9 protein-coding genes are annotated in these 9970 nt (G+C 58.3%); all 9 read left to right on the top strand.

Features of this window, described 5'->3' with window-relative positions; all coding sequences use genetic code 11:
- Positions 1-857: YDG domain-containing protein (locus ACO5Z0_RS08730; RefSeq protein ID WP_485649973.1), on the top strand; the 857-nt coding region annotated here is incomplete at its 5' end.
- Positions 858-1194: 337 nt separating this feature from the next.
- The gene (locus tag ACO5Z0_RS08725) at positions 1195-2832 is read left to right on the top strand and encodes a ShlB/FhaC/HecB family hemolysin secretion/activation protein (protein ID WP_485649979.1); all 1638 of its coding nucleotides are present in this window, start codon (positions 1195-1197) and stop codon (positions 2830-2832) included.
- A 193-nt stretch (positions 2833-3025) separates the two neighbouring features.
- Positions 3026-3322: a type II toxin-antitoxin system RelB/DinJ family antitoxin gene (locus ACO5Z0_RS08720; RefSeq protein ID WP_485649972.1), complete on the top strand. Its 297-nt coding sequence runs from the start codon at positions 3026-3028 to the stop codon at positions 3320-3322.
- Positions 3323-3343: 21 nt separating this feature from the next.
- Complete coding sequence (gene uvrB, locus ACO5Z0_RS08715) at positions 3344-5392, top strand: excinuclease ABC subunit UvrB (RefSeq protein WP_485649971.1); 2049 nt, start codon at positions 3344-3346, stop codon at positions 5390-5392.
- Positions 5393-5466: 74 nt separating this feature from the next.
- Entirely contained in the window at positions 5467-5682 is a 216-nt protein-coding gene (locus ACO5Z0_RS08710; protein ID WP_485649970.1) for a hypothetical protein, read from the top strand.
- On the top strand, positions 5663-6430 hold the full coding sequence (locus tag ACO5Z0_RS08705; protein ID WP_485649969.1) for an HD domain-containing protein: 768 nt from the start codon (positions 5663-5665) through the stop codon (positions 6428-6430). Before ACO5Z0_RS08710 ends, ACO5Z0_RS08705 begins: the two co-directional genes overlap by 20 nt.
- Before the next feature lie 192 nt (positions 6431-6622).
- Positions 6623-8287, top strand: coding sequence for a glutamine--tRNA ligase/YqeY domain fusion protein (locus ACO5Z0_RS08700; protein WP_485649978.1), 1665 nt, complete (start codon positions 6623-6625; stop codon positions 8285-8287).
- A gap of 1 nt (position 8288) precedes the next feature.
- Positions 8289-8597 carry a hypothetical protein gene (locus tag ACO5Z0_RS08695; protein WP_485649968.1) on the top strand — a complete coding sequence of 103 codons (309 nt, stop codon included), beginning with the start codon at positions 8289-8291 and terminating at the stop codon, positions 8595-8597.
- A gap of 84 nt (positions 8598-8681) precedes the next feature.
- Positions 8682-9965, top strand: coding sequence for an ArsB/NhaD family transporter (locus ACO5Z0_RS08690; RefSeq protein ID WP_485649967.1), 1284 nt, complete (start codon positions 8682-8684; stop codon positions 9963-9965).
- Positions 9966-9970: the final 5 nt, after the last annotated feature.

Here is a 9970-nt window from a genome sequence, read left to right as displayed (position 1 = left end):
CCGTCACAGGAAAATACGCCGACAAGAATGCCGCCAGAGATAAAGCCGTCACCTTTGACGGGCTGACCCTCAGAGGTGCGGGCGCGGCGAACTATGTGCTGAACAAGACCGCGCTCACGGGCACAGGCACGATCACGAAGCGTGCGCTGACGCTCGGTGCAGTCGCGGCGCAGACAAAGACCTACGACGGCACGACTGCGGCAGACACAGCGAAGTTCAGCGCGGTACTGAACAACACTGTTGCAGGTGACAACGTAACGGCGACCGCCACGGGTGCGGCGTACAACAGCAAGAATGTCGCTGCGGCAAGCACCATTGACTACGCAGGTGTCGCGCTCTCAGGTGCGGATGCGGGGAATTACAGCCTCGCCGCAACCACGGCGCAGGGCACGGGCACAATCACGCACCGTGAGCTGACCCTCACCGCCGCACCGCACAGCATCGTGCAGGGCGAGCCGCTGCCATCCTTCACGGGACGTGCGGACGGCTTCGCCGACGGTGAGGACGAGCGCGTATTCGGTACGGACGGCTTGACGTTTGAGAGTACAGTGAAGAATACCGAAATGCCCGGCAGCTACGGCGTCACAGGGCGCATCGGAAGCGTCACCGACGGCGTCCTCGGCAACTACCGCATCCGACAGGCGGCGGGCAACGCGACTGCCTTCACCATCCATGCCGCAGCACTGCCGGGCGGACTTCTCGCCTCGCTCGTGCAGGACGCTGCGCCGCGCTTCGACTTCGGCTTCGGCGACACCGTCTACCTCTATGGCACTGCGCGTCCCATCCGCGCCGCAACGCTCGGATTCTACCGCTTCGATGCGGAAGATGACCTCGAAATTCAGGGCTTGCGTCTTTGATGGCGCGTATTCGTGCTTCGTAAGGAAACACTGATAAAATGAAGTCGCCCAGATTTGCATAGATGCGCTGTATCTATAGCGGTCAACGTCAGCCAATCATGCGGCGCGCTTCGCGCTTGCATTCTTGGGACGTTTTCGCATACGAGCCGTTGCCCAATCGCCTGCGTCCTTCGGACTTGGCTCTTGGACGGCTCAGCAAGGAGACAAACCACAGGCGTAGCGGTGCTACGTCGAGGATTTGTCGACGACGAGAGGACAGCACAGATATGTGAAGATGGGGGGCTGAATTTATCAGTGATTCCTTGAATCTTTGTGAAAAGGAGTCTTTCCGTTGAAGATGAAAGAAAAACACTCGCACCTCAAACTTGCACTGCCCCTTGCGGCGGCGCTATTCGTGCCGGGCACAGCCTTCGCCGCGACGAACCTGCCGCCATCCGATGCGCACCTGCCCGAAAAACCACAGGAAAATGCACTGGAAAGCCGCCTGCCGAACCATGCAGGCGGCGGCAAGGCGATGCTCGTCTTTCGCCTCTCGCGCATCGACGTCGAGCAGGACGGCACGCAGCTCTCCACCAAGGCTCTCGACGAAAGAATCGCGCCCTACCTTCGCCGCCCGATTTCTGAAGCCGATGTCAACGACCTGCTCGCCGAACTCACGCAATATGCACGCAGCCACGGCTACCCTGCGGCAGCCGCCTACCTGCCGGCGCAGTCGAATGCGGACGGCACGCTCACCATCCGCATCCTCGCCGGACGCTACGGCAAGATCAAGATCGAAAACAACGCCGCCATCAGCGACGGACAGATCAAGCGTATGACCTATGCCATCCGCGAAGGCGCACCCATCGAAGGGAAGTCCTTGGAAACCGCCCTATACAACATCGCCGCCCTCGGCGGCATCGAAGCGGCAGGGCTTCTCTCGCCGGGCACAGCCTTCGGCACGGGCGACCTCACGATCCGCGTCAAGGATGGCAAGCGCCAGAGCTATGTCCTCTACAGCGAAAACCACGGCAGCGAAACCTCGGGCCGCTACCGCTTCGGACTGCAGGGGAGCTTTGAAAACCTCACGAGGAGCGGCGACCGTCTGAACTTGGGGCTGACCCTCTCCAACAAAGACCTGCACAACTACAGCCTCAGCTACAGCCACCCCGTCGGCGCCGACGGCGCCACGCTCGGCATTGGCGTCAGCCGCATGGACTACGAGCTGTCGGGAGCCTTCCGCCGTCTCGGCGCAGAAGGCACAGCCGACACCTTGAGCATCTTCGGCACGACGCCGCTCTGGCGCACGGCGCAAAGCTCGCTCGCCGTCACCTACGGATGGGATTGGCGCAGGCTCAAGGACGAGTACAAGAAGATCGGCATGGAGCTTGAAAAGCACAGCAGCGCCTTCCATATCGGCATCAAAGGGTCAGAGCGTCAATATCGCACCTCGTGGAGCTACGACCTCACGGGCTACTGCGGACGTCTCGGCGCGGATTCCGACTGGGCGCGTCGGCAGATGAAGCGTGCGGGTACGGAAGGCAGCTTCACGAAAGGCGTGCTGAACCTCAACCTGCGCCACGAGATCAGCGACCGCTGGAACATCAGCCTCAAGGCGCAGGCGCAAAAAGCCGGAACGAACCTCGACAGCTCGGAAGAAATCTACCTCGGCGGAGCGAACGGCGTACGCGCCTACCCGCAGGGCGAAGCCTCGGGCGACAACGGCTATCTGACGAACCTTGAGCTTTCGTACCGTACGGACGTGCCGAACCTCGTCCTCAGCACCTACTTCGACATGGGGCGCGTGCAGTACGCCAACGACGGAAAAGACGGCAGCGAAACCCTCAAAGGCTGGGGCATCGGCGTCACCTACAGCCGCCCCGGCGACTACTTCCTGCGCCTCGACTGGGCGCGCCGCATCGGCCTCGCCGAGAAAGCAAGCGACGAAGCCAAGGCAAAGAACCGCCTGTGGTTCATGGTCGGCAAGGTCTGGTAAGAGAAAAGCAAAAGAGTGCAGCAGGAATATATGCGAATGAGAAAAGCAACTGCGCCGAGAAAGGATTGTCTCCTTGGCGCGGTTGCTTTTTTTTGTTCGTTCGATATAATAAAGGTAGATATTCGGCGAGAGCAGAGCCGCGCAGGTGCGGTGAATAGATGTATGCTTTTGGATATGCAAGGGGGTGTTCCATATGGCGCAGACAACATTCAGCGTGCGGATGGAAGAGGGGCTTAAGCGACAATTTGAGGGATTGTGCCAGGAATTTGGGATGAATATGGCGACCGCTATCCATGTGTTTGTCAGAGCCGTGGTACGAGAGCGCAGGATACCTTTTGAAATCTCTTCGGAGACGGAGTTGACGAGAGAGGGCGCTATGCAAGCGTTCATGAATCTTCGCCAAGAAGCAAAGAGAAGCGGTGCCGTTGATATGACGTTGGAAGAAATCAATCGAGAGATTGAAATGGCTCGACAGGGACAGTTGAAGTAGATTGCACAGGAGGGCGCATGTATGGCGATTTTGCCTAAGCTCAATACGATGGAGTTTGACAAGGAGATACCGTTTGAGGTTTCGGCGCCTTTTGCGCCGATGGGGGATCAGCCGCGTGCGATTCGGGATCTGGCGGCGGGCATCGAGAACGGGCAGGAGGCGCAGGTGCTTCTCGGCGCTACGGGGACGGGCAAGACGTACACGATCGCCAAGACGATTGAGCGCGTACAGAAGCCGACGCTTGTCATCGCGCATAATAAGACGCTGGCGGCGCAGCTGGCGAGCGAGTTCAAGGCATTTTTTCCGAAGAACTATGTCGGCTATTTTGTCAGCTATTATGACTACTACCAGCCCGAGGCGTATATTCCTTCGACGGACACTTACATCGAAAAGGATGCGTCGATCAACGACGAGATCGACGAGCTGCGTCACTCGGCGACGTGCTCGCTCTTCGAGCGGCGCGACTGCATCATCGTCGCGAGCGTTTCGTGCATCTACGGTCTCGGCTCGCCGGAGAGCTATCACGAGATGGTCTTGTCGCTGCACAAGGGGCAGACGGTCGCGCGTGAGGACATCCTGCGCAAGCTCGTCGCCATTCAGTACGAGCGCAACGACATCGCCTTTGAGCGCGGCCGCTTCCGCGTGCGCGGCGACGTCATTGAAGTGTTTCCTGCGGGCTGGAACAACCGCGCCGTGCGCATCGAGCTTTTCGGCGACGAGGTCGAGCGCATCCTTGAGTTCGACGTCCTGACCGGAGAGATCTACGGCGAGCGCACGCATTCGATGGTCTTTCCTGCGTCGCATTATGTGACGAAGAAGGAGGACATGGAGATCGCTATGGCGGCGATCGACGAGGAGAAGATCGCGCAGGTCGCGCATTTCAAGGAAGAGGGCAAGCTGCTTGAGGCGCAGCGCATCGAGCAGCGCACGAACTACGACCTTGAAATGATGCAGGAGATGGGCTATTGCTCGGGCATCGAGAACTATTCGCGTCACCTCACGCACCGTCCGGCGGGGGCGGCGCCCTATACGCTGCTCGATTATTTCCCCGACGATTTCCTCATCGTCATGGACGAGAGCCATGTGACGCTGCCGCAGCTCAAGGCGATGCTCAACGGCGACCGCTCGCGCAAGATTTCGCTTGTGGAAAACGGCTTTCGTCTGCCGTCCGCTTTTGACAATCGTCCGCTTTCTTTCGAGGAGTTCGAGCAGCGCATCAATCAGATCATCTACATCTCGGCGACGCCTGCGAAGTATGAGTTGGAAAAGGCGCAGCAGGTCGTCGAGCAGATCATCCGCCCGACGGGGCTGCTCGATCCCATCGTCGAGGTGCGGCCTTTGGCGGGGCAGATGGACGATCTGCTGTCGGAGATCCGCATCCGTGCGAAGAAGGACGAGCGCGTGCTTGTGACGACGCTGACGAAGAAGATGGCGGAGAACCTTACGGACTACCTCAAGGACATGCAGGTGCGCGTGCGCTACCTGCATTCGGACATAGCGACGTTCGAGCGTGCCGAAATCATCCACGATCTACGTGCGGGCAAGTTCGATGTGCTCGTCGGCATCAATCTGCTGCGCGAGGGGCTTGATATGCCCGAGGTTTCGCTCGTGGCGATTCTCGACGCGGACAAGGAAGGCTTCCTGCGTTCGGATACGTCGCTGATCCAGACGATCGGGCGCGCGGCGCGAAATGCGGGCGGCAGAGTCATCCTCTATGCCGACCGCATCACGGACTCGATGAAGCGTGCGATGGACGAGACGGAGCGCCGCCGCACGGTGCAGCAGGCGTACAACAAGGAGCATGGCGTCACGCCGAAGACCATCGTCAAGCCCGTCGTGCCGCTGATCGAAACGACCCTCGTCGCCGAGAGCCGCGCATCCTACGGCGAGGTGTCCGACGGAAAGAAAAAGAAGCTCACAAAGAAGCAGAAGGAGTCTCTGATCCGCACGCTGCTCGCCCAGATGCAGACGGCTTCACGCGCCTTGGAATTCGAGCGCGCCGCAGAACTGCGCGACATGATCATCGAGCTGGAAGGCTCGCTGCCGGGCAAGAAGAAAAAAGGCGCGTGAGGAAATTGTTGTTCGGAAGGCGCTGTGTTATACTGTACCAAAGAGTTTTCACACTGGAAAAACGAGGCTATATTATGGCGATACAGAGCATGATCGTATATCCGGGGCAGAAGCCATCGAAAGAGGTGTTGGAAGAGGTGCGTGCTGCTGCAAAACAGCCGATTGCCTTTGATGAGGAGTGCCCTGAGCTAACGGACGAACAACTGAAAATATTTGCTGTCTTAGCGAAGAAGCAGAGAGAATTGAAGCACATAAGCGGAGGCGACACTTTTGGAGAAACTACTGCGTGAGATGCACGCTTGGATGGCGGCTTACATGCGCTCCTTCTATACGGAGGACGAGGAAGTGCAGCAGGCGATTCGCATGAAGGAAGTGCATACGGGCTATGTGACCTCGATTGCCGTGGAGCTTGCCAAGCATCTGCGGCTCTCTGCGCACGATGTGCAGCTGGCGGAAATCATGGGGCTTTTCCACGATGTAGGGCGCTTTCGCCAATTCACGCTCTACCGCACGTTCAATGACGCCGTATCAGAAGATCATGCGGCTCTCGGTCTCAAGGTGCTCGACGAATTGCCGTTTCTTTCGCGTCTTGCGCCTGCGGATGAGGCTCTCGTGCGCTTTTCTATCTTGAACCACAATAAGAAGGTCATCGCGCCGACCGAGAACGCGCGGCAGGTGTTTTTCGCGCGGCTTTTGCGCGACGCCGACAAGCTCGATATTTTCCGCGTGCTGCGCCCGTTTCTCGCGCCGCCCGACGGCAGGGGCGTCAGTCCCGATTTCCTCGAAAAGTTCATCGCGGGCGAGCAGGTTGACTATACGCGGATCCGCACGATGGACGACCGCAAGCTCGTGCGCCTCATGTGGGTCTACGACGTGAATTTCAGCTGGACCTTGCAGCGCGTCAAAGAGCGCGGCTACATCGAGGACATCATCGCGCATTTGCCCGAGGAGCCGCGCATGGCGCTTGGCATCGAGCGCCTTCTTGCCTATGTGGAGAAGAAATGTGCCGAGGAAGATGAGGGTTTGTCTCCGAAATAGATGCAGCGCATCTGTGCAGATCCGGCGACAGCATTGTTTCCTATACTTTTTGAGAAAAATTCAACGAATTAGAAGGATTTTGCCCTGTGCGCCTCGAATAAAGAGGCGTTCAATTTTTTTATGATTTTTTCTCGAATTTCCGCCGCAGTCGGCGGGGCGCAGATCGGACGCGCCGCAGAAGGAGCAGCGAATATGGCAGAAGCGACAGCATCGAATTTTATTTATAACATCATTGACGAAGATCGAAAGAGCGGCAAGCACCCCGAGGGTATTCACACGCGTTTTCCGCCCGAACCGAACGGCTATCTGCACATCGGTCATGCGAAGTCGATCTGCTTGAACTTCGGCACGGCGGAGAAGTATGCGGGGCTTTGCAACCTGCGATTTGACGATACGAATCCGACGAAGGAAGATACGGAGTACGTCGACTCGATTCAAGAGGACATCAAGTGGCTGGGATTTTCCTGGGGGGATCGCCGCTACTATGCGTCGGATTACTTTGAAAAGCTGTACGAGTACGCCTGCGCCCTGATCGAGCAGGGGCTTGCCTACGTCGACGATCTGACGGCGGAGGAGATTCGCGCTTATCGCGGCACGCTGACGGAGCCGGGCAGGGAGAGCCCCTGCCGCAGTCGCAGCGTCGCGGAAAATCTCGCGCTCTTTGAGCGCATGAAGGCGGGCGAGTTCCCCGACGGCAGCCGCGTGCTGCGTGCTAAGATCGACATGGCGTCGCCGAACATCACGATGCGCGACCCCGTCATCTACCGCATCGCGCACGCCGTGCATCATCGCACGGGGGATGCTTGGTGCATCTATCCGATGTACGACTTCGCGCATCCTCTGTCGGACGCTATCGAAAATATCACGCATTCTTTGTGTACGCTGGAGTTCGAGGATCACCGCCCGTTCTATGACTGGCTTCTGGAAGTTTTGGGCTTCGACAAGAATACGCGCCCGCGCCAGATCGAGTTCGCGCGGCTCAACGTCACGAATACGATCACGAGCAAGCGCAAGCTGCGCCAGCTTGTCGAAGAAGGGCATGTGCGCGGCTGGGACGATCCGAGGATGCCGACGATCTCGGGGCTTCGGCGGCGCGGTTATACGCCGGCTTCGATCCGCGACTTCTGCGAGCGCATCGGCGTCGCAAAGTCGAACAGCACGGTCGACGTGGCAATGCTTGAGCATTGTGTGCGGGAAGACCTCAATGAACACGCCGCGCGTGTCATGGCAGTGCTGCGTCCTTTGAAAGTCGTGCTGACGAATTATCCCGAGGACAAGACGGAGGAACTTTTGGCAGAGAACCATCCGACACGCGGCGGCAAGCGCTATGTGCCGTTCTCGCGCGAACTTTACATCGAGCGCGAGGATTTCATGGAGGAGCCGCCGAAGAAGTTCTTCCGTCTGCGCCCGGGCGGCGAGGTGCGCTTGAAGCACGCCTACATCATCAAGTGCGAGGAAGTCGTCAAGGATGAAAAGGGCGAGATCACAGAGCTTCGCTGCACCTATGATCCCGAGTCGAAGTCGGGCGGCAGTGCGGCGAACCGCAAGGTCAAGGGCACGCTGCACTGGGTATCGGCAAACGATGCGCTCGATGCCGAGGTGCGCCTCTACGACTACCTTTTGAAGACGGACAATGAGGAGACGACGGCAGACTTCATCGCGTCCTTGAATCCGCATTCTCTCGAAGTCATCGAGGGGGCGAAGGTCGAGCCGAGTCTTGCACGCACGGCGGAAGGCACGCACTATCAGTTCCTGCGCACGGGCTATTTCGTCGTGGACAAGGATACGCGTCCCGACAGGCTCGTGTTCAACCGCGTCGTCGGACTCAAGGATTCGTGGGGAAAGGTCAAGGGTTGACATGGGCAAGATACCGAAGGGGCTTTCTGACAAGGCGATGATCCAAGGCTTCGAGGAAGAGGCGACGCTCGAAGACTGCTTCCTCGCGCATGAAGCGCACGAGGAGGAAAAGCGCCGTCGCGCTGTGCGCGAAAAGGAAGCGGATCTTTCGCGAGCGGCACTCACGCCTGAACTTCTCGATCGGCTGGGCGAGGAGCTTCTGCAGCTGAAACTCGATCTCTTCGCCGAGGGCATCAAGAATTATCGCATAGACATCAAGCGCGAGGGCACGACGATCATGCTCGCGCCGAAAGAGACGAAAGGGAGGTGAGGCGGCTTCTTCGCGGGCGGGCTCCAAGATGAAAGGTGTTTTGAGATTTATTATTAAAAATTTATGAAGAAAGAAGTGTAACCAGTGGAAACAAGCACAATTGTTGCTATCGTGATCTTCGTCGCGGCTTACGCGCTGATTATTTCAGAGAAGATTCACCGCACCATCATTGGTATCTGCGGCGCCATGCTCATGATTCTCCTTGGGATCATCAGCCAGGAAACCGCGATTCATCACATTGACTTCAACACGCTCGGACTTCTCATGGGTATGATGGTCATCGTAAACATCACGAGTGAGACCGGACTCTTCAACTACCTCGCTATCTGGGCGGCGAAGAAGGTCAAGGCGAAGCCGATCTCGCTGCTCGTCGCATTGTCGATCCTCACTGCCGTTTGCTCGGCGCTTCTTGACAACGTGACGACGGTGCTTCTGACGGTGCCGATCACGTTCAGCATCACGAAGCAGCTCAACGTCGACGTCAAGCCGTTCCTCATCGCGCAGATCCTGTCGTCGAACATCGGCGGCACGGCGACCCTCATCGGCGATCCGCCGAACATCATGATCGGCAGCGCCGTCGGCTTGCAGTTCATGGACTTCATCACGAACCTTGCAGCGATCTGCGTCCTGATCTTCATCATCACGATCTGCATCCTGATCGTACTCTACGGCAACAAGCTGCACACGACGGATGAGCTTCGCGCGAAGGTCATGCAGCTCGATGAAAAGAGCCAGATCGTCGAGCCGCGCCTCTTGAAGAAGTGCCTGTTCGCACTTGCCGTCACGATCAGCCTCTTCGTGCTGCACGGACAGCTTCACCTCGACACGGCGACCGCCGCCATGACGGGCGCGGGTCTCTTGCTCCTCATCAGCTTCCCGCAGAAGGAAGCGATGATTGCGAAGGTTTTGTCGAAGGTCGAATGGCTCGCCATCTTCTTCTTCGCAGGTCTTTTCATCCTCGTCGGTGCGCTCGTCGAAACGGGCGTCATCAAGATGCTTGCAGAAGAGGCGATCAAGATCACGAACGGCGATCTCACGGCGACCTCGATGCTCATTCTTTGGATGAGCGCCTACGCTTCGGCGTTCATCGACAATATCCCGTTCGTCGCGACGCTCATCCCGTTGATTCAGGACATGGGGCAGATGGGCATGACGAACCTCGAACCCGTATGGTGGTCGCTCGCCTTGGGCGCTTGCCTTGGCGGCAACGGCACCCTGATCGGCGCCTCGGCGAACGTCGTCGTCGCTTCGATGGCGGCGCAGCGCGGCAAGCCGATCTCCTTCATCAGCTTCATGAAGATCGCTCTGCCGATGATGACGCTGTCGATTGCGATTTCGAGCGTCTACGTCTGGCTCAGATATTTGTAAAAAAG

It is taken from the genome of Selenomonas sp., assembly GCF_057272215.1.
The sequence above is the reverse complement of the archived record's forward strand: the minus strand, read 5'-3'. Positions and strand labels throughout refer to the sequence as shown.

Coding starts and splice junctions, on each gene's coding strand:
- ACO5Z0_RS08725 (WP_485649979.1), top strand. CDS start 1,195: ATGAAAGAAAAACACTCGCACCTCAAACTTGCACTGCCCCTTGCGGCG.
- ACO5Z0_RS08720 (WP_485649972.1), top strand. CDS start 3,026: ATGGCGCAGACAACATTCAGCGTGCGGATGGAAGAGGGGCTTAAGCGA.
- uvrB (WP_485649971.1), top strand. CDS start 3,344: ATGGCGATTTTGCCTAAGCTCAATACGATGGAGTTTGACAAGGAGATA.
- ACO5Z0_RS08710 (WP_485649970.1), top strand. CDS start 5,467: ATGGCGATACAGAGCATGATCGTATATCCGGGGCAGAAGCCATCGAAA.
- ACO5Z0_RS08700 (WP_485649978.1), top strand. CDS start 6,623: ATGGCAGAAGCGACAGCATCGAATTTTATTTATAACATCATTGACGAA.
- ACO5Z0_RS08695 (WP_485649968.1), top strand. CDS start 8,289: ATGGGCAAGATACCGAAGGGGCTTTCTGACAAGGCGATGATCCAAGGC.